This window comes from Microvirga arsenatis, assembly GCF_009910705.1.
GTDB lineage: Bacteria > Pseudomonadota > Alphaproteobacteria > Rhizobiales > Beijerinckiaceae > Microvirga > Microvirga arsenatis.
Genome location: NZ_JAAAXJ010000016.1, coordinates 34,551 through 52,576, shown reverse-complemented (window position 1 = coordinate 52,576; position 18,026 = coordinate 34,551). Strand labels below are relative to the sequence as shown.

At 65.7% G+C, this 18,026-nt stretch carries 24 protein-coding genes and 1 pseudogene; 10 read left to right on the top strand and 15 right to left on the bottom strand.

Annotated elements, in window-relative coordinates:
• The first annotated feature begins 25 nt into the window (after window positions 1-25).
• The 3 genes and pseudogenes from GR303_RS20125 to GR303_RS24895 form a co-directional block, all read left to right on the top strand.
• Entirely contained in the window at window positions 26-925 is a 900-nt protein-coding gene (locus tag GR303_RS20125) for a F510_1955 family glycosylhydrolase (protein ID WP_161725254.1), read from the top strand.
• A 12-nt stretch (window positions 926-937) separates the two neighbouring features.
• Window positions 938-1,063, top strand: a complete 126-nt coding sequence (locus GR303_RS25235) for a hypothetical protein (RefSeq protein ID WP_281351515.1) — start codon at window positions 938-940, stop codon at window positions 1,061-1,063.
• A 148-nt stretch (window positions 1,064-1,211) separates the two neighbouring features.
• A pseudogene (locus GR303_RS24895) lies at window positions 1,212-1,598 on the top strand (hypothetical protein); the annotation flags it as partial.
• Here the strand turns inward: GR303_RS24895 and GR303_RS20120 are convergent.
• A complete protein-coding gene (locus tag GR303_RS20120; RefSeq protein ID WP_161725252.1) occupies window positions 1,576-2,331 on the bottom strand; it encodes a DsbA family protein in 756 nt (251 codons plus the stop codon). The pseudogene GR303_RS24895 and the gene GR303_RS20120 sit on opposite strands and share 23 nt — an antisense overlap.
• Window positions 2,332-2,543: 212 nt before the next feature.
• On the opposite strand from GR303_RS20120, the gene GR303_RS20115 reads away from it, so the two are divergent.
• Window positions 2,544-2,939 carry a DUF1223 domain-containing protein gene (locus GR303_RS20115; RefSeq protein WP_161725250.1) on the top strand — a complete coding sequence of 132 codons (396 nt, stop codon included), beginning with the start codon at window positions 2,544-2,546 and terminating at the stop codon, window positions 2,937-2,939.
• A 73-nt stretch (window positions 2,940-3,012) separates the two neighbouring features.
• Here GR303_RS20115 and GR303_RS20110 read toward each other — a convergent pair whose 3' ends face one another.
• From GR303_RS20110 to GR303_RS20080, 7 genes are all read right to left on the bottom strand, one after another.
• Complete coding sequence (locus GR303_RS20110; protein WP_161725248.1) at window positions 3,013-3,741, bottom strand: cytochrome c biogenesis CcdA family protein; 729 nt, start codon at window positions 3,739-3,741, stop codon at window positions 3,013-3,015.
• 87 nt (window positions 3,742-3,828) lie between these two features.
• Window positions 3,829-4,470: a TlpA family protein disulfide reductase gene (locus GR303_RS20105; protein WP_246205707.1), complete on the bottom strand. Its 642-nt coding sequence runs from the start codon at window positions 4,468-4,470 to the stop codon at window positions 3,829-3,831.
• Between the two features lie 88 nt (window positions 4,471-4,558).
• Window positions 4,559-5,221, bottom strand: coding sequence for a DsbA family protein (locus tag GR303_RS20100; RefSeq protein ID WP_161725247.1), 663 nt, complete (start codon window positions 5,219-5,221; stop codon window positions 4,559-4,561).
• Window positions 5,214-5,690, bottom strand: a complete 477-nt coding sequence (locus tag GR303_RS20095) for a disulfide bond formation protein B (protein WP_246205705.1) — start codon at window positions 5,688-5,690, stop codon at window positions 5,214-5,216. Before GR303_RS20095 ends, GR303_RS20100 begins: the two co-directional genes overlap by 8 nt.
• A 3-nt stretch (window positions 5,691-5,693) precedes the next feature.
• Window positions 5,694-6,326 carry an SCO family protein gene (locus GR303_RS20090; protein WP_161725245.1) on the bottom strand — a complete coding sequence of 211 codons (633 nt, stop codon included), beginning with the start codon at window positions 6,324-6,326 and terminating at the stop codon, window positions 5,694-5,696.
• Between the two features lie 9 nt (window positions 6,327-6,335).
• Window positions 6,336-6,839, bottom strand: coding sequence for a copper chaperone PCu(A)C (locus GR303_RS20085; RefSeq protein WP_161725244.1), 504 nt, complete (start codon window positions 6,837-6,839; stop codon window positions 6,336-6,338).
• 216 nt (window positions 6,840-7,055) lie between these two features.
• On the bottom strand, window positions 7,056-7,436 hold the full coding sequence (locus GR303_RS20080; protein WP_161725242.1) for a hypothetical protein: 381 nt from the start codon (window positions 7,434-7,436) through the stop codon (window positions 7,056-7,058).
• A 215-nt stretch (window positions 7,437-7,651) separates the two neighbouring features.
• Between GR303_RS20080 and GR303_RS20075 the strand changes: the two genes are divergently transcribed.
• Window positions 7,652-8,167: a hypothetical protein gene (locus GR303_RS20075; protein WP_161725241.1), complete on the top strand. Its 516-nt coding sequence runs from the start codon at window positions 7,652-7,654 to the stop codon at window positions 8,165-8,167.
• 120 nt (window positions 8,168-8,287) lie between these two features.
• Window positions 8,288-8,950 carry a transglutaminase-like cysteine peptidase gene (locus tag GR303_RS20070; RefSeq protein ID WP_161725240.1) on the top strand — a complete coding sequence of 221 codons (663 nt, stop codon included), beginning with the start codon at window positions 8,288-8,290 and terminating at the stop codon, window positions 8,948-8,950.
• Window positions 8,951-8,996: 46 nt separating this feature from the next.
• Here the strand turns inward: GR303_RS20070 and GR303_RS20065 are convergent, their stop codons facing one another.
• On the bottom strand, window positions 8,997-9,719 hold the full coding sequence (locus GR303_RS20065) for a ZIP family metal transporter (protein WP_161725239.1): 723 nt from the start codon (window positions 9,717-9,719) through the stop codon (window positions 8,997-8,999).
• A 6-nt stretch (window positions 9,720-9,725) separates the two neighbouring features.
• On the bottom strand, window positions 9,726-10,661 hold the full coding sequence (locus tag GR303_RS20060; protein ID WP_161725237.1) for a cation diffusion facilitator family transporter: 936 nt from the start codon (window positions 10,659-10,661) through the stop codon (window positions 9,726-9,728).
• A gap of 198 nt (window positions 10,662-10,859) precedes the next feature.
• Between GR303_RS20060 and GR303_RS20055 the strand changes: the two genes are divergently transcribed.
• From GR303_RS20055 to GR303_RS20045, 3 genes are all read left to right on the top strand, one after another.
• A complete protein-coding gene (locus tag GR303_RS20055; protein WP_161725236.1) occupies window positions 10,860-11,063 on the top strand; it encodes a hypothetical protein in 204 nt (67 codons plus the stop codon).
• Window positions 10,987-11,832, top strand: a complete 846-nt coding sequence (locus tag GR303_RS20050) for a cytochrome c oxidase assembly protein (protein ID WP_161725234.1) — start codon at window positions 10,987-10,989, stop codon at window positions 11,830-11,832. The genes GR303_RS20055 and GR303_RS20050 overlap by 77 nt, the downstream gene beginning before the upstream one ends.
• Window positions 11,833-11,926: 94 nt before the next feature.
• Complete coding sequence (locus GR303_RS20045; RefSeq protein WP_161725233.1) at window positions 11,927-12,103, top strand: hypothetical protein; 177 nt, start codon at window positions 11,927-11,929, stop codon at window positions 12,101-12,103.
• A gap of 17 nt (window positions 12,104-12,120) precedes the next feature.
• Here GR303_RS20045 and GR303_RS20040 read toward each other — a convergent pair whose 3' ends face one another.
• The 5 genes from GR303_RS20040 to GR303_RS20020 all read right to left on the bottom strand — a co-directional run bounded on the left by GR303_RS20040 (window position 12,121) and on the right by GR303_RS20020 (window position 17,446).
• A complete protein-coding gene (locus tag GR303_RS20040) occupies window positions 12,121-13,266 on the bottom strand; it encodes a L,D-transpeptidase family protein (protein ID WP_161725231.1) in 1,146 nt (381 codons plus the stop codon).
• Window positions 13,267-13,499: 233 nt separating this feature from the next.
• Window positions 13,500-14,126, bottom strand: coding sequence for a cation diffusion facilitator family transporter (locus GR303_RS20035; protein WP_161725230.1), 627 nt, complete (start codon window positions 14,124-14,126; stop codon window positions 13,500-13,502).
• Window positions 14,123-14,635 carry a signal peptidase II gene (lspA, locus tag GR303_RS20030; RefSeq protein ID WP_161725228.1) on the bottom strand — a complete coding sequence of 171 codons (513 nt, stop codon included), beginning with the start codon at window positions 14,633-14,635 and terminating at the stop codon, window positions 14,123-14,125. Before lspA ends, GR303_RS20035 begins: the two co-directional genes overlap by 4 nt.
• Window positions 14,632-15,306, bottom strand: coding sequence for a class I SAM-dependent methyltransferase (locus GR303_RS20025; RefSeq protein ID WP_161725227.1), 675 nt, complete (start codon window positions 15,304-15,306; stop codon window positions 14,632-14,634). Before GR303_RS20025 ends, lspA begins: the two co-directional genes overlap by 4 nt.
• 7 nt (window positions 15,307-15,313) lie before the next feature.
• Window positions 15,314-17,446 carry a heavy metal translocating P-type ATPase gene (locus GR303_RS20020; protein WP_161725226.1) on the bottom strand — a complete coding sequence of 711 codons (2,133 nt, stop codon included), beginning with the start codon at window positions 17,444-17,446 and terminating at the stop codon, window positions 15,314-15,316.
• 73 nt (window positions 17,447-17,519) lie between these two features.
• Between GR303_RS20020 and GR303_RS20015 the strand changes: the two genes are divergently transcribed.
• A complete protein-coding gene (locus tag GR303_RS20015) occupies window positions 17,520-17,936 on the top strand; it encodes a MerR family transcriptional regulator (protein ID WP_161725224.1) in 417 nt (138 codons plus the stop codon).
• Window positions 17,937-18,026 lie beyond the last annotated feature (90 nt).

Here is an 18,026-nt window from a genome sequence, read left to right as displayed (position 1 = left end):
CAACAACCCAGCAGGAATTTCCACAATGAAAGAGATGAACAAGAAAATGCGCGGCAAGCTTCTCCCCGCCGGAGCGGCAGCACTGGCGATCACACTGGCCACCTTTGCGATCCGCACGAATGCAGCTGAGACCGTTGCTGTTTCGCACCTGACGACACAAACCCACATCCACGGCTTGGCCGTCGACCGCCAGGATCCTTCGCGCCTCCTGATCGCGACCCACCATGGTCTCTTCAGGACCGGTGCGGACGGGAAGGCAGAGCGGATCTCTCCGGTTCAGGACTTTATGGGCTTCACCCCGCACCCATCCGACCCAAACAGGCTTTATGCGAGCGGACACCCGGCGCAGGGTGGCAATCTCGGCTTCGTTGCCTCGGACGACCGCGGCCGAACCTGGTCCCAGGTTTCCCCAGGCGCGAACGGTCCGGTGGACTTCCACCAGATGACCGTGAGCCCAGCCGACCCGCAGACGATCTATGGCACCCACCGGGGGCTCCAGATCAGCCGGGATGCGGGCAAGACGTGGACGATTATCGGCCCGGGGCCTGAGGGACTGATCGATCTCGCCGCCTCGGCAAAAAGCCCGGACACGCTCTATGCGGCGACCCAGTCGGGCCTGCTGGTCAGCACGGATGCGGGCAGGTCTTGGCAACCTCTCGTGCAGGGAGGGCCGGTGAGCCTGGTCGAGGTGACGCCCGAGGGCACCCTCTACGCCTTCGTGCTCGGGCGGGGTCTGGTGAGGGCGGGTGAGCCGCCGGTCGGGCTCGCAACCATCAGTAGCGGATTCGGGGAAGGCTACCTCCTTCATCTCGCTGCGGATCCCACGAACCCGCAACGGGTGTTCGCCGTCACAAACGGCGGGAAGCTTCTGAGCAGCGCAGACCAGGGACGCACCTGGACCGCGCTTGGTCAGCCCCACTCATGAGGCGAGGCTCCGATGGCAGGCATGATGGACGGGATGGGCTGGATGATGGCGGGAATGGGGGTGGCGTGGCTCCTGACCGTCATCGTCCTCGTGCTCGCAGCGGCGGCGCTGCTCAAGTATCTCCGCGGCAGGTCGTGACATGGGCAGGGTGCTAGCTTGGGGTGCCCTCCTGGCAATCTTCGGTGCTGCGGCCACCATTGGGTGGCTTGGTCTCGAACGCTCCCTGGGCCAAGGCAACGCGGCCTAAGTTACGCTCGGCGCCAAACTCTATGCCGAGCGCTGTGCCTCGTGCCACGGAGCAAGGCTTGAAGGCCAGCCCAACTGGCAGGAGGCCTTGTCGAGCGGCCGCATGCCAGCACCACCGCATGATGCCAGCGGGCACACATGGCATCACAGCGACGAGGAGCTGTTCACGATCACGAAGAAGGTTTGGCCGCGGTCGTGCCCGGGTATGAAAGTGACATGCCCGCGTTTGAGAGCTCACTATCGGACGCCGAAATCCGGGCGATCCTCGCCTTCGGCAAAAGCATTTGGCCAAAAACCGAGCGCGAATACCAGCAGGCCCGCGGCAGACCGGGAACGTAGAGCGTTGGCCGAAGATCTGAGGCGGAAGTGGAGTTCCGGATGCTGCTTCACATCCTGCTCGTGCCTTACTTTCGCGTGTTCGCGATGACCTGTCTCAGCGGCTCGGCTCCGACTGCTCCAGCAATAACCTCATTCCCGATGACGAACCCGGGCGTGCCGTTGATGCCCAACCTTTCGCCAGGCTTCATGTTCTCCTTGAGCGTGGCGTCGATCCCATCGCTGTGCAGATCCTTTTCCAGGCGGGCCATGTCGAGCCCCATCTCCTTGGCCACAGCCTTGGCGGACTCCCCGTTGGCCGGGCCGCGTCTCTCCATGAGCTTGGTGTGGAACTCGTAGAGCTTGTCGCCGGTGAGCTGGGACTTGGCTGCCAGCGCGACGCGGCTGGCCTCGATGGACCCTGGCCCAAGCACCGGAAAATCCTTGATCACCACCCACAGCTTGGGGTCGGACTTGATGAGCGCCTTCACGTCGGCCACGGCGCGTTTGCAGTAGCCGCAGTTGTAATCGAGGAACTCGACCATGGTGACGTCGCCCTGCGGGTTGCCGAGCACGAAGTCATGGGGCGAGTTCTCGAGCTTGCCGCGCTCAGCGGTCAGGACCTCCGCCCGGCCCGCCTGCTCGGCCACCTGCTGCCGCCGCTGGAGCTCGGTGAACGCCTCCTGCAGCACCTCGGGGTTCTTGACGAGATACTCCCGGACGATCCCGCCGATGGCCTCGCGCTGCTCCGGCGTGAACGAAGCGGGCTGGGCCAGCACCACCGACGGCAGGACGAGCGCGGCGAGGAGCGCGACACGGCGCACGGCGGGGGCGTTGAAGGGCATCACAGAGATCCTTGCGTTCAGACCGTCCTGTTCGCGGCTCCGCGCCGGACGGGTCAGCCACTTGCTGAGTGCAAGCCCACCATGGCTACCGATTCGGATTCCCGCTGTCGATCACGGCAGCCGGCCTAACGTCCCCGGGCGGGCCGAGATCAAGGGAACGTGACTTCCATGCCATCCGGACGGCGTGCTGAGTTAGAGGCATGCGATACCCTTTGAGAACCTGGACTGGCCTTCTGTCTGCTGTCTCCACCCTCGTTGTGGGCCAGGCTGCCGCCTCGCCGGAGCCGCGCACGGTTCTCGAACTCTTCGTCAGCCAAAGCTGCTCGGCCTGCCGGCCCGCGGACGAGCTCATGATGGAGTGGCAACGGGATCCCAGCCTCGTCGTGCTGACCCTGCCCGTGAACTACTGGGATTATCTCGGCTGGAAGGATACGCTGGCGGCCACGCTCTTCACCCTACGGCAGAAGGGATATGCGAAAGCCCGCAAGGCGGGTCAGATCTACACGCCCGAGATGATCGTCAACGGCGTGGTGTCCTGCATCGGGTCGGCGCGGGACCAGGTCACAAGATCAATCGATCAGGCAACGGCTGGGGGAATGGGTTCCTGACCATTGGGAAACCGGCACCCTTTTTGGCAAACTTGAGCGGGGCTGTCGACCATCAGATGGTCTCCACCGGACGTCAGCCGAGCGTCGCCAGAGCGGGAAACGTCTCAAGGAGCCAGAAGGACATGTTGGTGATCCAACCAGTCAGAAAGGCGATGCCGGTCAGCACGAGGAGGCCGCCCATGGCCTTCTCGATCAGCACGAAGCGGGAGCGCATGCGTTTGAGGAGAGCCGCGAACGGCTTCATGGCGAAGGCGGCGAGCAAGAAGGGAACGCCAAGACCCGCCGAATAGGCGGCAAGCAGCAGCGCACCCTGAGACACGCTGTCCTCCGAGCCCGCCACGGTGAGGATCGCGGCCAACACTGGCCCGATGCAGGGCGTCCAACCAAACGCGAAGGCCAGACCCATCACATAGGCGCCCCAGAGCCCAGTGGGTTTGGGCACACTGAATCGCGCCTCGCGGTAGAACAGCCCGATGCGGAACACGCCGAGGAAATGCAGCCCCATTACGATGATAGAGACTCCAGCGAGGGTGCTCAGCACATCGAGGTACTGTCGGATCACCTGGCCAAGGGCCGAAGCGGTAGCCCCCAGCAGCACGAAGACGGTGGAGAAGCCCGCCACGAACAGCAGCGCCGCCAGGACGGCCCGCTGTCGGACAGCGCGATCGTCGCCCGCGCTCAGGCGATCAAACGTCGTGCCCGCCAAGAAGGACAGATACGGCGGCACCAGCGGCAGGACGCAGGGGCTCAAGAAACTGATGAGCCCGCCGAGCATGGCGGCAGGGAGGGAGACGCTGAGCATGGGTTCTTCACTCCATCCTGCCGGCGCGGCACGAGGCCCGGGCGGCCAAAATGTTCGTCCAAGGCACGTGCCGGTACCGGGCCAGCATCACAATGCTGGCTCCCGGGCTGGGGCGGTCTTCCCCTGCTCGACGCGTGCCTTCAGGAATTCCACGGTTTCCGGGCTGTCCCACTCCGCGGCGCCGAGCAAGCGGCCGATCTCCCGCCCGTCCCGGTCGATCACCAGGGTGCCCGGCAGGCCGACAAGGCCAAGCTTGCGCGACGCACCGCCGCTCTCGTCGATGTACTGCGCCAGATGCCTGACATCGACCGAGGTGAGGAACTTTCGCACCGGATCGAGCCCCTTCCGGTCAATCGACAAGGCGACGACCTCGACATCCTTTCGGTCGAACTGGGCCTGGAGGCGATCAAGGGCGGGCATTTCCTCACGACATGGGGAACACCAGGTCGCCCAAATGTTCAGAACGACGATCCTGCCGCACAGATCGGCGAGGGAAACTTGCCGCCCGCCGTCGTCCTTGAAGGAAAGCTCCGGAATGGGGCGCGGCGTCTCATGCACGATCAGACGCGGCGGCGCCTCCGCGGCGCCGGCGGCCGAAAGTCCAAGGGCAAGGCCGAAGGCGACGGTGAGGACCCTGACCCAAGGGGTGCCCCCCGACTTCGTGAGCGGACGTCGGGAGGATCGTTTGACTCGGGCGGGCATGAGATCAGCGGATGGCCAGGGTTTCAAGGGAGCCTCCGAGAACTACCACAGTTCAGGCTGCCGGGGATCCGACCTTTGGCCGGATCCCATTGGGACCGAAGACCAGTCGGGGCGATTATGACCCCTTCCGCACTTGGTCGACCTCGCGTTGCACCAGGTCGCGGAGCTGCTGCGGGCCGAAATTGGTCAGCGCCTTGCCGTTGACGAAGAAGGTCGGCGTCTGCTGCACATTGTTGGCCTTCACGTCGGCAATATCCTGCTCCAGGACGCGGGTGATCTCGGGCGAGGAAGCCTCGGACTGGGCGCGTTGCACCAGGAGGCCGGCGACCTTGGCATAACCCCAGGCCTTGTCCAGATCGGGGGCGCCATGAGCGGCCCACTCCGGCTGGGTGGCCATCAGAGCTTCGAGAACCGGCTCGAACCGTCCCTGGGCGCGCGCCGTCTCCAGGATCCGAACCGCGGTGTCGGCCCCCTCGTGAAAGGGGGTGTACCGCAGGACCAGGCGCACGTCCTTCGGGAAGTCCGCCATGATCTGCTTGACGATGGGATAGAAGGCCCGGCAGGCCTCGCACATCGGATCGAAGAACTCCACGATGGTGACTGGGGCCTCCGGTGGGCCGATGACCGGCGAGTGCGGCCGGACCAGGGTGCCGTTGGCGGCGGTAGCCGCGGAAGCAGGCTCGGCGCCCTTGCCGGAGCGGTCATACAGGAAGGCACCACCGGCGAAGGCGGCGACCACGATCAGGGCGGTCAGGATGACAAGGAGGCGCTTAGACATTGGATTTCTTTCGACTGGCAGGAATGAGAAGAACGGCGATGGCGGTGAAGGCCGCGAGCGACAGGTAGGGGAGCGGCAGGCCAAGAACGGTCATGTCGGCGCTGGAGCAGGACGGCCCCTGTCCGCAGGGCTTGATCGCCTCGGGGGTGATCCCGGCGTAGAGCAGCGAGTGGAAGGCGGCGATGAGCCACCCGAGCCCTGCGATAGGCAAGGCGTAGCGCCAGATGCCGGTATCCTCGCGGAAGGTCGCCACGGCCAGGATGACGGCAAGCGGGAACATGAAGACCCGCTGGTGCCAACATAGGTTACAGGGCGTCTGCCCCATGACCTCCCCGATGAACAGGGCTCCGGCGGTCGCGGCGAGCGCTATGATCCAGGCGGTGAACAGGTACGCCCACGTGTGACGGCCTGCGGTTGTGAGCAGCCCATCGGGCATGGTCACGTGACGAGTGGTGGCGGGTTGGCTCATGTCCTATCCCCGGATCGCCCGTTTGAGTTTCGCGAGCGCCGTTGCCTTGTCCTCGTGGTAGTCGATCAGGCTGACGAAGCCGCCCTGTGCATCGGTCACGGTCACCGACGCGGAGTGTTCCATCGTGTAGTTGCCGCCCTCCGTCGGCACCTTGCGGTAGGCGACGCGGAAGGCCTTCGCCGCCGCCGTCACTTCCTCCGGCGAGCCGGTGAGCGCGACGATCCGGGGATCGAAGCTTTCCATGTAGGTCTTCAGCAACTCGGGGGTGTCCCGCTCGGGGTCGACCGTTACGAAGACGACGTTGAGGCGGTCGGCGTCGGGGCCGAGGTCCTTGAGGTGCTGGCTCATTTCGAAAAGTGTCGTCGGGCACACCTCCGGGCAGTGGGTGAAGCCGAAGAAATACACCGTCGGCTTGCCCTTGAAGGTGTCCTGCGTGACCCGCTCACCCCGATGGTTCACCAGCGAGAATGGACCACCAACGTCTGCAACTCCGGTCGTCGTGATGACGGGTTGAGCGAACCGAGAGCCGGACGTCTCCCCGCGGTACCAGTGCCAAGCGAAGAAACCGATCTGGAGCAGCAGGACCGCGATGAGCGCAAATGCGACCCAGCGAATGATCTTGAGAGTGGATGACATTGCACCGCCTTAGTGGCCCTGGTGGACGTTGGCAGCCGCCGGGGCGGCCTGTGCCCCGATGCCGCCGACCCGGTATTCGATCTTGAGCACGCCCGCCTTCTCGAACACGAGCATGCCCTTCACCGTGTCGCCTGGGTTCAATCCCTGCCGCAGGTTGACGAGCATGGCATGCAGCGCGCCCGGCTTCAGCTCCACGGTCTGACCCGGGCCGATCTCCAGGCCTCCGGCGACGGGCTCCATGCGGGCGACGCCCTCGACAACCGTGGAGCGGTGCACCTCGAAGCGTTCCGCGACCACGGTGGAGCCGCCGACCAGACGGTCGGGCTCCGACCCGGTGTTCTTGATCCGCATGTAGCCGCTGCCCACCTTGGCGCCGCCGGGCGTGGCGCGGGACCAGGGCGCCTCCACCACGATGGCGCCGGCGCGGAAGGTTCCAGGGGCCTGGGCCATCGCAGACGGCATGCCGCCGATGGCCAGGGTCGATAGGAGAGCAACGAGAGATCGCTTCGTCATTTTGGTGTCTTTCGCCCCTCGACGGGGTGCATCATCACATCTGTGCTTAGGTGTCGGGTCCGTCCTGGAATTGCGCGGAGGAGCGCCGCCGAGAGGGCGTGCCCAGAGAGACGGCTTTACTGGATTATCCCAGGATCGACGGCAGTCATGACCCAACGGGTCGGCCTTGGCGCGGTGAGGACCACGCGGCGTCCGGCGCTTGCGCCGGCAAGATCCTCAGGCTTGGGGAGGCCGAGCAGGTGGAGCCTGGGCCAGCGTCTCCGGTGTGGCGTCATCCCGGGGCACCAGAGCCTGTGCGGGGCTGAACCAGCGCACCACCGCTCTGGCGGTCGAACCGTCCTGGAGAACTTTCGCATGGCACAAGGCCGCAAGCGGGCAGGCCTTGGGCGCTTCGGGCTTGGATGAGCGGGCGGGCGCGCAGCACTGCACCTCGGCCATCACCATGGCATAGGCTGCGGAGGCCCGAGCCATTCCGGCGTCGGCCGCCACGGGCGCGATCATCCCGCGAGCCGCAGCGGGGGCGGCAAACGGGGCAAGCACGAGTGCAAGGACCGCAAGGAGCGGGAGCAGACGCGTGATGGCAAGCCATGGCTTCATGCCGCGAACCTCTCACATGCCCCCTGAAGTGTGAAGCGCGGCACAATCAAGAGCTTGTGTCCGCTGGAGAAGTAAAGCGACGCATTACAACCGGGAGGTTGGCAGCCCTGTCGGCCATGCTCCATTTTTACGGGGAAAACGACATCGGAAATGAATGGTGGGTCATGTGCGTGCCACGATGCTCAGGCGGCATATTGGCAACATTCGGAGGGGCCATGCGACCAGTCTTTGCCTTTTTCATAGGAACGCTCGCCCTTGCCTCCCAGGCGACGGCCGATCCGTTTGATGCCCCGCCGCCGAATTATGCAGAAATGATCAATCCGGTGCTGGGACAGTTCGGCGCTGATCTTCGCGTCCGGCAAACCTCCTGTGTGGTCAGCAGTCGCTGTCGTTACGCCGCGCGTCAGGTCGACATCGAAGTGGTTGGCCCGCCGGATCGTCCCGTCACCGAGCGGATCAGGATCGCGGCGACGTTCCGCCAAGGAGACGATGCGGCGGCGACGAAGCTCATCGACGATACGCTGACCGTGCTCGGTGCGACGATGGTTGTCTACGATCCAAGAATGGCGGCGGAGCGCCGTGGCGAACTCCTGCTCGAACTGGGTGATGCCGCGTTGAGCGTGGGCGAGGCGCACCGGGACAGCGCGGACGTCCACTACGCCCTCTCGTTCGACGACATGAGCGGGCGCCTGGAGATCACGGCTGCGACATTGCGCGCGGGACATGGATAACGAAATGTTTGGAACGAAATGGGGTGCGACCTGTTAACTCTCGTTTAACTTTTGCCTTGAGCGCCACCGGCCCGCTGTGTCAGGTTTGATGAACAAAACCTTAACAGCATGGCGGGGGCAATGCGGCAGTCTCTCCTCGAGTCCTTGAGCACTCGACTTTCTCTCCGGAACACGCTTCGTCTCGCAGCCTTCACGATGGGACTCACCGTGATCGGCAGTGGGGCGCAGGCGCAGACTGTTGCAGGGTTGCCGACTGCCTCCCAACCCGTTGGGATGATCGGCACAGCGAAGCCGATCCTGGGTTGGATCCGGTTCTGTGAGCAGAACCCGGGCGAATGCGCAGTCGATGCCTCCGAGCCTGCCACCATCGAGCTCACGGCCAAGGACTGGCAGACCCTTGTCCGAATCAACCAGCAGGTCAACGCTGACATCAGGGCCAAAACGGATAAGGATCACTGGGGCGTCGAGGACCGCTGGGACTTCGCCGAGGACGGTTACGGTGACTGCGAGGACTATCAGCTCGTCAAGCGCAGGCGCCTGGTCGAAGCCGGCTTCCCTCGCCGGGCACTGCGCATGACCGTTGTCATCGACGAGGAAGGCGCGGGACACGCGGTGATGATGGTTCGCACCAACCGGGGCGACCTCATCCTGGACAACAAGCGCAACGCCATCCTGCCCTGGCACAAGACGGGCTACGTGTACATCAAGCGCGAAGGCGACCAGGGCTCGACCTGGGCCTCGCTCGGTGGTCGGACGTCGCCGACCATGACAGCCAACCAGTAAGCTGGAGCCGCACACCGGAAGCAGACCAGCAAGCCTGCTTCGCACCCTATGCCTCGAAGTAGGACGCAACGAGCGTGAACAGGGCGAACCCGCCCACGAAGAACGCTGCCGTGGCCCGGCTGTCCTCGGCCGCCTCGTGCGCCTCGCCCAGCATCTCCTCGACCGCGGCGAGGATCAGAAGGCCCGCGGTGAACGCAAGGGCTGTGAGTTGGATCGCTCTGGCCTGGTCCCGCAATAGCCAGTAGCCGACGCTAGCCCCCAGGAGGGTGGCGGCCACGAAGGATGCCGAGAGCATGAGCCGCTTGAAGCGGGCCACGCCCTTGTCCCGGAAGTTGGCAATGGCGGCAAAGCCCTCAGGGACGTCAGCGGTGACCTGGCCGACGGCAAGCACGAGGGCGAGGCTGAAGGAAACGACCGAGCCGACCCCGATCATCAGTCCGTCGCTGAAGAGGTCGATGAACACCGCGGCATAGACCAGCCATGGGCCGGCGGCCTTCTCGCCGCCGCTGAACCGCTCCATGGCGGCATCCAGCAGGATGAAGGTGCCGCCGCCCAGGCAGAACCCGAGAACCACCAGCCAGGGGGCAGCTCCCTCCAGGGCCTCCGGCATCAGCTCGACGTCGACGACCGCGACGACGATCCCGGCCGCCACGTGCAACGCGCGGCTCAGAGTCCGCCGTGAGGTCGGGATGAGTTCGGCAAGCACGCCGCCCGCGAAATTGCCCGCGGCAGGCAGGAGGGCCAAGGCGAGGACCTGGAGGAAATCCATGGGCCCTCACCTGTCCTGGAGGAGTTCGCGGCTGTGACGGACGTGCGACGCCAGCTCGAACTCCAGGGTGGCATGGTCGATGCCGAACCGCTCCTTGAGCCGCGCCTTGATGCGTCCCTTGAGGTCCGTCACGGCGGCGAGATCCTGCTCCGACACCGCGATATGCCCTTCCAGCGCGGTCCTGCCCTCGTCGGGCTGCCACACGTGCAGGTGATGCACGTCCTCGACGGACGGGATCGCCTTCAGCTCAGCCAACAGCCCATCGTAATCGAAGTCCTTCGGGGCGCTGTCCATGAGGACGGCGATGGCCTCCCTGATCTCCTTGTAGGCATGCCGGAAGATGTAGACGGCGATGAGCGCCGTGATCACCGGGTCGATCCAGGTGATGCCCCATGTCATGATCGCGACGGCGCCCACGATGACGCCGACCGTCGCCATGGCGTCCGCGATCATGTGCAGGTAGGTGCTTTTGACGTTGAGGCTGCCGATCTCCTTTCGCAGCACCCAGGCCGCCGCGAGATCCTCGACAAGCGCGATGACGCCGACGACCAGCATCGTGGTGCCGGCGACCTCCACCGGGTTGAAGAGCCGGGTCGCCGCCTCATAGACGAGATATAGTCCGATCACGAACAGTGTCGTGAGATTGATCAGGGCACCAATCGTCTCGGCGCGGGCATAGCCGAAGGTGCGGCGGCGGTCTGCCTCGCGCTGGGAGATCCGCCAGGCGATGTATGACACGAGCACGGAGGCCGCATCGGAGAAGTTGTGCGCGGCATCGGCCAGGAGCGCGAGCGAACCGGAGATCACGCCTCCGACAACCTCGGCGGCGGTGATGCCCAGGTTGAGCGCGAGCGCGATCAGCAGGCGCCGCCCGCGCTTGGGAGATCGATCTTCGGAGCCTTTGCTGCCGTGAGAGTGGGCCTGCCCGTGTGAGTGTCCCATGGTCTCCTTCACCTGCTGGCCGACCTGCGAGCTCTGGGAAATGTTGGCTGCACTGACAGAATTCCTCTGATCGAAACGGGAGGATCGGGAGACTGTTCCGGCATCCCTGGTCCCGTCATTGGTACGGTGACGAGCCGTTTGTACGAACAAAGCCGCCTACCCGGTGTTGACGCTGCGGAGCTTGTTGAGGAGGGTCTCATGTGCGGCAGCTCGGTCTCGACGAAGAAGCGCTTCCGCCTTCCTCTGGTCATCGCCCTGTTCCTCCTGGCCGCGCGCTCGGTCACAGCCGCCGAACCCGTCCTTCCCGATCTTCTGACTCTCTGCCTTGCGTCCCTTCCGGAAACGACACCCGGGCAGGTCTGGTCGTCCTGGAGCCTCACGCCCGTGGTCGTGCTGCGTTGATCGTTGCCGGCTTCCTCTACGTTCGTGGTTCCAGGATGGTGGAGCACGCTGTCCGACCTTCGCCCAGCATCTTCTTTTCACCGCCGGCATAGCCTGCCTGGTCGTGGCGCTGGTCTCACCGCTGTGCCGGATGGCATCGACGCTGGCCTGGGCGCACATGGTTCAGCACGTCCTGCTCGTCACCGGAGCCCCGTTGTTCCTCGCCCTGAGCCGGCCGGGCAACGTCCTGCTGGCGGGTCTGCCGGCCCGTCTGCGCATGACGGCTGGTAGCTGGAGGCGAGCGGAAACGCCAGCGTCGCGGCCATACGCCTATCTGCTCGTCAGCTTCGTTCTCTACGGCCTGAACATCTGGTTCTGGCATATCCCCGCGCTCTACCAGGGGGCGCTCCTCGACGTCAGTCTGCACCTCGTCATGTATGCGCTGTTCCTGCTTGTCAGCCTGATGTTCTGGCATTCGGTGCTGGAGACCTACCGCACCCCGGGAGGAGCCAGCGGACTGGCCGCGATGCTGCTCTTCTTCACCTTCCTGCACACGGCGGTGCTCGGCCTTCTGCTCGCCCTGTCGCCACAGGTCTGGTACCCCCTGATGGCCGCCCGGGGCGCGGCCTGGGGCCTGCTGCCCCTCGATGACCAGAGGCTCGCCGGGCTGATCATGTGGATCCCGATGGGCGGCGTCTACTTCGCCGCAGCCCTCGCCGTGCTGGCGCGCTTCATCACGGAATCCGGCCATGCGCCGAGGGATAGAGCGCCCTCGACTTCGGCTTCGTGAGCGTATCCTTCCTCTTAAGTGCAGATTTAGGCTTGAACCTCTAGCAGCTTGAGGTGCTAGGTCGGCAGCCTCGATCTCGCGGAGGGCTGCAGGAATGGATGATTGGCGGAAACGGCGAGGCCGCAGGAACCTTGCGCTGGCCCTCGCACTCGTGGCCCTGACCATCATCCTCTACGCCGTCTCCTACGTGAAGACCCGCGAGCGCGAGGATTTGCGCCACAGGGAGGACCCGCAAGCCCATGCCGTGGCGCCCTCCAAGACAGCGCCCTAGGACGATCCTGGCGACGTTCAGCCGCCGAACAATCCCCGGAAGCGATCAAGCACCGAGCGTCCCTCGCTCCCCGCCTGGACGGTCGGCGCAGACGTCGCGACCGGAGCCGGTGCGGACGGCTGGACGGCCCCGGCGGCGCGTCCCTGGCCCGCCGGTCCCTGCGAGGCATAGGCAAGCCTGGACGACGTCTCCTGCCTTGGCTTGCCGTTGGCAGCGAGGACGACCTCCTGCGGCCCGGCGGCCAGCGCCTCAGGGCGGCTGACGTCCCCAAGGCGCTTGCGCGCGTTGGCGTCGACGGCAAGCGATCCGCCCTGCCCTGCATCGCCGTACAAGGCCTGCCGGAAGCTCTCGTGCTGCCCACCGTCGGCGTAGACCACCTTGACCGGCTGCACGCCATTGGCGGCCAACGCACCCACCTGCTGATCGTCGCTCTGCCGCTTCTGCGCGACGGACGTCATGACCGAGGCGTCGCCGCTGAAGGCATACTGCTGATTGGCGACGGACACGCGCGGCTCGTCCCTGGCGATCTCGAAGTAGTCGGAGCCCTCCTTGAGGTTCCGCCAAAACGCGATGTTCGGGTCCAGCCGGTGCTTGGCCAGGTTCTCGGCCGTCATCCGGAACGGATAGGACTGGAACTGGAAGCCGCGCTGGCCGCTGGCGAAGGCCTCGCGGGCGAGTGCATAGACCTCTGAGATGGCCTCGTCGGTCATGGCGAAGCACCCTTGCGACGAGCACGAACCGTGCACCATCAGGTGCGACCCCGTCCGGCCATGCGCGCGGTCGTACTCGTTCGGGTAGCCGAGGTTGAACGAGAGGTAGAGCTGCGAGTTCGGGTTCATCTGTGCCGGGGTGACCGTGTAGAAGCCCTCCGGGGCCTGGCGGTCGCCCTCGCGGATCTTCGGCCCGAGCTGCCCCGACCAGCGGCACATCGGGTAGGTCTTGAGGAGCGCGTAGCGGCCGTCGCGGCCGCGCTTCCAGACCTCGATCTCGGATTCCTTCTTGTAGGAGCGCATCAGGATCGGGTCGTTCTTCGACATGCCCTTCGTTTCCATCAGCGCCATGGTGGCGGCGGGGATCGGCGCCAGGTGGCGCGTGGACATGTCCTGGCCTTGGCAGGCGGCGAGCGCGAGCACGAGGCCCGCAGCCAATGCGATACGCTTCATCGTGGGAATCCCCGCATTCTGTGTGCCCGGGGTTGATCCCGGACGGTTCCCCGTTTTTCTAAGGGATTGGCTTTAACGCTGTCTTGCCGCAGGCACAGGAACCTGCGGAAGCCGGCCAACCGGCATGAAAGGTTGCCTTCAAGTCCGGCAGGATTGAGGCGTCCGGCTCCCGTTACCCATGATCCACAGGATGCCTGAGGCCCCTCTGACGCCTTGCCCGAACGACGCGGCGGTCAGGCCGAGGCTTGGACGGTTCTGAGGTCGCGACGGGCATCCTTGATGATGGCCCATGACGACTGGAGGAATAGCCCAGCGATGACAACGGCAACGACAAGGTCTGGCCATGGCGTCGCGGTCCACGCGACGAGGCCTGCGGCGATGATCACCGCCACGTTGCCGATGGCATCGTTCCGGCTGAACAGCCACACGGCCCTGACGTTCGCATCTCCTGACCGATGCGGCAGCAGCACCCAGGCCGATGCCACGTTGACGACCAGTGCGATCACCCCGAACAGGCCCATGATCTCGGCCTCAGGCTGGTGGAGGACGAACACCCGGTACGCGGACGTGACAAGGATGCCGAGGCCGAGGAGGCCGAGGAAAATGCCCTGCAGGAGCGCGGACCGCGCCCGCCAGACTAAGCTCCACCCGATGGCGAGAAGGCCTAGCAGCGTGATGGTGCCGTCACCCAGGAAGTCGAGGGCGTCCGCCTTCAGGGCCTGCGACCCGGAAACGAACCCGGCCACGATCTCGGCCAACCCATAGCCGACGTTGAGCACCACGACGGTCCACAGGGCCCGCCGGTAGGCTGGGGTGACGTGGGAGTAATCCTGGATCTTGTCGTCGTCATCGTCACTCATCCGGAGCGCCTTTCGTGCACGGCCGTATCGGGACGGACCGCCGGTCCGCGGGACTTCAGGAGGGCGTCGATCACGAGCAGGACGACACCTGCGGAGATGAAGATGTCGGCGACGTTGAATGTGAAAAGCCGCCAGGCCATGGGATGGAGGTCGAGGAAATCGGTCACGGCCCCATCCGCCGCCCGGTCGATCAGGTTCCCCAGCGCGCCTCCGGCGATCAAGCCATACCCGGTGCGCTCGCCCGGATCCGGAGCCCGCAGCGCGAACCAGGTCACGACGGCGGTCGCCAGCGCCTGCACGAGGAGCAGGATCGCGACCCCGGTATCCGTGTCCGCAGAGAACATGCTGAAGCTGACGCCGCGGTTGAACGCCAGCGAGAGGCTCAGGAAGGGCAGAAGCGGCTCCACCGCGTCCGTCAGGTGGATGGAGGCGAGGAACTTGGTGGCGAGATCGGCGGCGGCCGTGAGCGCGATCAACCCGAAGACAAGGACAGCCGGTCGGGTTTTCATGGCGCATCCCTCCCGACAGGCTTCGTCCCTTGCAGGAAGGCTAGGTTTCCGAAGATCGTCCTGCGTCGGTAGACCTCGCGGACGTCCTCGAACCCCGCATGCCGCATCAGCATGGGCAGGAGCCCATGGAGGTTGTCGCGCGTGTTCGGGAAGCCGTCGAAGACTTGCACGGGGACATAGGCCAGCCGCATTAGGAGGTTGTCCGGGTTCGCCCAGTCCGCGATCACGATGCGGCCTCCCGGGCGCAGGACTCTGAAGGCCTCCGCGAACGCGGCCCGCTTGGTGGGCTGCTCCAGGTGGTGGAGAACGAGGCTTGATACGACTGCGGTCGCGGACCCGCTGTCCAGCTGCAGGGCGTCTGCGAAAGCCTGCTCGAACCGGATGTCGAGGTTTCCTTCGGCGGCCTTGGCCCTGGCACGGCCCAGCATCGCCGGGTCGGGATCGATCCCGATGACAGTGGTCTGGGGACAAGCCGCCTTCAGCAGCAACCCCAGCGTGCCCGTGCCGCATCCAAGGTCGACGATGACGTCGTCGAGCTTTGGCGCGATGGTGGCGACAAGCCGGGCCTTCCAGGCGTCCTCGGCCAGGAAGCGGGCGATCAGGCCATCGTAGAACCCTGTCAGGCTGTGGAGTCCGAGCGCAGGCACGAATGGGCGTGGGGTGGATTTCATGTCATCCTCACGCATTGCCGCGGAAGCCGAGCAGGCGCATGGCGTTCGCGGTCACCAGCACCGTCGCGCCGGTGTCGGCCAGGATGGCCGGCCAAAGCCCGGTGATGCCGATGATGGTGGTGACCAGGAACACCGCCTTGAGCCCGAGAGCCACGACGATGTTCTGGCGGATGTTGCCCATCGTGGCCTTGGAGAGCGCGATCATGCGAGCGATGTCGAGCACGCGTCCATGCAGCACGGCGCCGTCCGCCGTCTCCAGCGCCACGTCGGTGCCGCCGCCCATCGCGATGCCGACATCCGCCGCGGCCAGAGCCGGGGCGTCATTGATGCCGTCGCCGACCTTGGCGACAACCTGCCCCTGCGCCTTGAGCTCGTTGACGATCCGAAGCTTGTCCTGCGGCAGCAGGTCGGCCCGTGCCTCCACGCCCAAGGTATGGGCGATGGCCGCCGCCGTCTTGGCATTGTCGTCGGTGAGCATGATCGGCGTGATCCCGCGCGCCTTGAGCGCCTGCAAGCCGGCGATGGCGTCCTCCCGAGGCTCGTCCCGAACTGCGATCAGCCCGACGGACGTGTCGTTCACGAGGAGGACCGACACGGTCTTACCCTCCTCCTGCAAGGCGCTTATACGGGCCTCGGCCTCGGTCGGGAGAGGTGCGATGTCAGCCGCCGCCTTGGGCGAGCCCAGATACAGGCCTCGGCGGCGGAACCGGCCCTTCACGCCCTTGCCGCCGAGCGCCATGACGCCGACGGCGGGGACGACCTCGATGCCTTCGGCCTGCGCCCGGCTCACGATGGCCTTGGCGATGGGATGGGACGATGTGGCGTCGAGGGCGGCCGCATCCTCCAGGATCTCACGCTCGGTGCCCTGCAACGCAACGACGTCGGTAACCTTGGGACGACCTTCGGTCAGGGTGCCGGTCTTGTCGAGGGCAACCGCCGTGACCTTGCCGAGGGTTTCTAGGACTGCCCCACCCTTGATCAGGAGCCCGCGGCGGGCGCCCGCCGCCAAGCCGGCTGCGATGGCGGCGGGAGTCGAGATGACGAGGGCGCACGGGCAGCCGATCAGCAGCACGGCCAGTCCCTTGTAGACCCACTCACCCCAGGGCTCGCCCGCCAGCAGCGGCGGCAGGATGGCCACGAGGGCGCCGACAATAAGCACGGCCGGCGTGTAGTACCGCGAGAAGCGGTCGATGAAGCGCTCGGTCGGCGCCTTGGCCTCCTGCGCCTCCTCCACGAGGCGGACCATCCGGGCGATGGTGTTATCCTCGGCCTCGGCGGTGACGCGAACCCGTAAGGTGCCGTCCGTGTTGATGGTGCCGGCGAAGACGGTCTCACCCTTACCCTTGCGCTTCGGCGTGCTCTCGCCTGTGACGGGCGCCTCGTCGATGGCGCTCTCGCCCGAGACGATGACACCATCGGCTGGGACCCGGTCGCCAGGACGGACGGCGATCACGTCGCCGACCGCCAGGATCTCGGCCTGAACCTCCTGCAGGGTGCCGTTGCGCTCGATAAAGGCGGTCTTCGGTACTAGGCTGGTTAGCGAGCGGATACTGGCCCGTGCCCGGCCGGCAGCGACGCCCTCCAGGAGCTCGCCAACGAGGAACAGGAGCACCACGATGGCAGCCTCCTCGGTCTCGCCGATGATCACCGCGCCAACGGCGGCGATGCTCATCAGGGTCTCGATGGTGAACGGCGCCCCGGCCAGGGCCGCGGACGCGGCCCGGCGGGCGATCGGCACCAGACCGATGGCCATGGCGACGGTGTAGAGCCACGCCTCGTAGCTCGGCAGGAGCGCAGCCAGACCCCACGCGGCGGCGAGGGCAATGCCGCAGAAGAGCGTCAGTCGCCCCTTGGCCGAGCGCCACCAGGGACCATCCTCGGCCCCATGATCATGGTGGTGCCGCGTTTCCTCCGTCACCGGGGTGATGCCGTAGCCGAGGTCGCGAACCACCTTCTCGACCCGCTCGCCCGTGCCATCGCCGTCGACCCGCAGGCGCAGGGTCTCGGTGGCAGTGGTGATGTTGATGTCGGAGACGCCGGGCACGCGGGTGAGCGCGGTCTCAATCTTGCGGGCGCAGCTCCCGCAATCCATGCCCTGGACGCGATACCTGATCTTCTGGGGAGCGACGTTTGCCGTCATCGTCCGGTCCTTGCATTTTGAGTCACGGCGACCCTACATCCTCTAGTGGCTAGAGGTTCAAGAGGTTTTTTCGATGTCCCTGACGATCGGCGAGCTGTCCCGGCAGACCCAGGTGAAGATCCCGACCATCCGGTACTACGAGCAGATCGGCCTTCTCGCCGAGCCGATCCGGACCGAGGGGCAGCAGCGGCGGTATCGTCCGGAGGACGTTCGCAGGCTCAACTTCATCCGTCATGCCCGCGAGCTCGGCTTCGAGGTTGAGGCGATCCGGCAGCTCCTGGGGCTCGCAGGCGACCCCGACCGTTCCTGCGGCGAGGTGCATGACATCACCAAGGCTCATCTCGACGAGGTGAAGGACAAGATCGCACGGCTCACGGCCTTGCGGAACGAACTCGAGACCATGGTCACCTGCGACCACCGCCGGATTTCCGAGTGCCGGATCATCGAGGTCCTCGCGGACCACGGGCAGTGCCAGCATCTTGAGCACTAGACCAAGTGCCGGGGTCGAATGGAATTGATCACCTCCACCGCAAGCATCCTTGCTGCCTTCGCGTCCGGTCGCACCCCCTCCCGGAATCCA

Bases quoted from the DNA above. Each gene is read 5' to 3' on its own strand.
- GR303_RS20060 (WP_161725237.1), bottom strand. From the start codon at position 10,661: ATGGGACACTCACACGGGCAGGCCCACTCTCACGGCAGCAAAGGCTCC.
- GR303_RS20035 (WP_161725230.1), bottom strand. From the start codon at position 14,126: ATGAGTGACGATGACGACGACAAGATCCAGGATTACTCCCACGTCACC.
- GR303_RS20015 (WP_161725224.1), top strand. From the start codon at position 17,520: ATGTCCCTGACGATCGGCGAGCTGTCCCGGCAGACCCAGGTGAAGATC.
- GR303_RS20085 (WP_161725244.1), bottom strand. From the start codon at position 6,839: ATGACGAAGCGATCTCTCGTTGCTCTCCTATCGACCCTGGCCATCGGC.
- GR303_RS20095 (WP_246205705.1), bottom strand. From the start codon at position 5,690: ATGAGCCAACCCGCCACCACTCGTCACGTGACCATGCCCGATGGGCTG.
- GR303_RS20020 (WP_161725226.1), bottom strand. From the start codon at position 17,446: ATGACGGCAAACGTCGCTCCCCAGAAGATCAGGTATCGCGTCCAGGGC.
- GR303_RS20120 (WP_161725252.1), bottom strand. From the start codon at position 2,331: ATGCCCTTCAACGCCCCCGCCGTGCGCCGTGTCGCGCTCCTCGCCGCG.
- GR303_RS20110 (WP_161725248.1), bottom strand. From the start codon at position 3,741: ATGCTCAGCGTCTCCCTCCCTGCCGCCATGCTCGGCGGGCTCATCAGT.
- GR303_RS20125 (WP_161725254.1), top strand. From the start codon at position 26: ATGAAAGAGATGAACAAGAAAATGCGCGGCAAGCTTCTCCCCGCCGGA.
- GR303_RS20040 (WP_161725231.1), bottom strand. From the start codon at position 13,266: ATGAAGCGTATCGCATTGGCTGCGGGCCTCGTGCTCGCGCTCGCCGCC.
- GR303_RS20090 (WP_161725245.1), bottom strand. From the start codon at position 6,326: ATGTCATCCACTCTCAAGATCATTCGCTGGGTCGCATTTGCGCTCATC.
- GR303_RS20055 (WP_161725236.1), top strand. From the start codon at position 10,860: ATGTGCGGCAGCTCGGTCTCGACGAAGAAGCGCTTCCGCCTTCCTCTG.
- GR303_RS25235 (WP_281351515.1), top strand. From the start codon at position 938: ATGGCAGGCATGATGGACGGGATGGGCTGGATGATGGCGGGAATGGGG.
- GR303_RS20025 (WP_161725227.1), bottom strand. From the start codon at position 15,306: ATGAAATCCACCCCACGCCCATTCGTGCCTGCGCTCGGACTCCACAGC.
- GR303_RS20070 (WP_161725240.1), top strand. From the start codon at position 8,288: ATGCGGCAGTCTCTCCTCGAGTCCTTGAGCACTCGACTTTCTCTCCGG.
- GR303_RS20080 (WP_161725242.1), bottom strand. From the start codon at position 7,436: ATGAAGCCATGGCTTGCCATCACGCGTCTGCTCCCGCTCCTTGCGGTC.
- GR303_RS20100 (WP_161725247.1), bottom strand. From the start codon at position 5,221: ATGTCTAAGCGCCTCCTTGTCATCCTGACCGCCCTGATCGTGGTCGCC.
- GR303_RS20045 (WP_161725233.1), top strand. From the start codon at position 11,927: ATGGATGATTGGCGGAAACGGCGAGGCCGCAGGAACCTTGCGCTGGCC.
- GR303_RS20075 (WP_161725241.1), top strand. From the start codon at position 7,652: ATGCGACCAGTCTTTGCCTTTTTCATAGGAACGCTCGCCCTTGCCTCC.
- lspA (WP_161725228.1), bottom strand. From the start codon at position 14,635: ATGAAAACCCGACCGGCTGTCCTTGTCTTCGGGTTGATCGCGCTCACG.
- GR303_RS20065 (WP_161725239.1), bottom strand. From the start codon at position 9,719: ATGGATTTCCTCCAGGTCCTCGCCTTGGCCCTCCTGCCTGCCGCGGGC.